This window comes from Streptomyces sp. NPDC002309 (genome assembly GCF_053593375.1).
Genome location: NZ_JBSFCI010000114.1, coordinates 1 through 1,099 on the forward strand (window position 1 = coordinate 1; position 1,099 = coordinate 1,099).

The window sequence follows — 1,099 nt, forward strand, 5'->3', positions numbered from 1 at the left end:
GAGTTGGAGGGGCCGTCGGCGACGTACAACATTCCGGTGGCTCTGCGGTTGAGTGGTGATCTGGACGTCGGGGCGTTGCGGTTGGCGCTGGGTGATGTGGTGGGCCGGCATGAGGTGTTGCGGACGGTGTTCGCGGCCGATGAGGGCAGGCCGTATCAGCGGATTCTTTCCTCGTCTTCGTCTTTTGATCTGCCGGTGGTCGAGGTGGGGCGTGAGGGTCTGGCGGAGGCTGTTGCGGGGCTTGTGGGTCACGCGTTCGATCTGGCGTCCGAGTTGCCGCTGCGGGCGTGGTTGTTGCGGGTCGGGCCGGGTGAGCTGGGTGTGCCGGGTGAGTGTGTGCTGGTGATGGTGGTGCATCACATTGCCGGTGACGGGTGGTCGATGGGGCCGCTGGCGCGGGATCTGTCGGTGGCGTATGGGGCTCGTGCCGCCGGGCGGGTGCCTGGGTGGGAGCCGTTGGCGGTGCAGTATGCGGATTACACGTTGTGGCAGCGTGAGTTGTTGGGTGGGGAGGACGATCCGGACAGTCTGCTGAATGTGCAGTTGGGCTTTTGGCGGAAGGCTTTGGAGGGGGTTCCGGAGGAACTGACGTTGCCGTTCGACCGGCCGCGGCCGGTGGTGGCTTCGCACCGTGGTGGCCGGGTGGGGGTCAGTGTGCCGGCTGAGGTGCATGGGCGGGTGGTGGAGCTTGCTCGTGCCCGGGGTGTGACGGTGTTCATGGTGCTGCAGGCGGCGTTGGCGGTGTTGCTGTCGCGGTGGGGTGGGGGCAGTGACATTGCGGTGGGTACTCCGGTCGCCGGGCGTACTGATGAGGCGTTGGACGATCTGGTGGGGTTCTTCGTCAACACGCTGGTGATGCGTACTGATCTGTCGGGTGATCCCACGTTCGCCGGTCTGCTGGAGCAGGTTCGGGAGACCGGTCTGGCCGCGTTCGCGCATCAGGACGTGCCTTTCGAGCGGTTGGTCGAGGACCTCGCTCCGGCCCGGTCGATGGCCCGTCATCCGCTCTTCCAGGTGATGCTCGCTCTGCAGAACACCACCCACGCCGAACTCGACCTGCCCGGTATCCACACCGAACCCCTGCCCACCGGCGAACCGG

Annotated in this window: 1 protein-coding gene; it reads left to right on the forward strand. The window is 66.4% G+C overall.

Features of this window, described 5'->3' with window-relative positions:
- Positions 1 to 36 precede the first annotated feature (36 nt).
- The coding region (locus tag ACWCPM_RS34750) for a condensation domain-containing protein (RefSeq protein WP_450980254.1) at positions 37 to 1,099 on the forward strand (1,063 nt) is incomplete at its 3' end.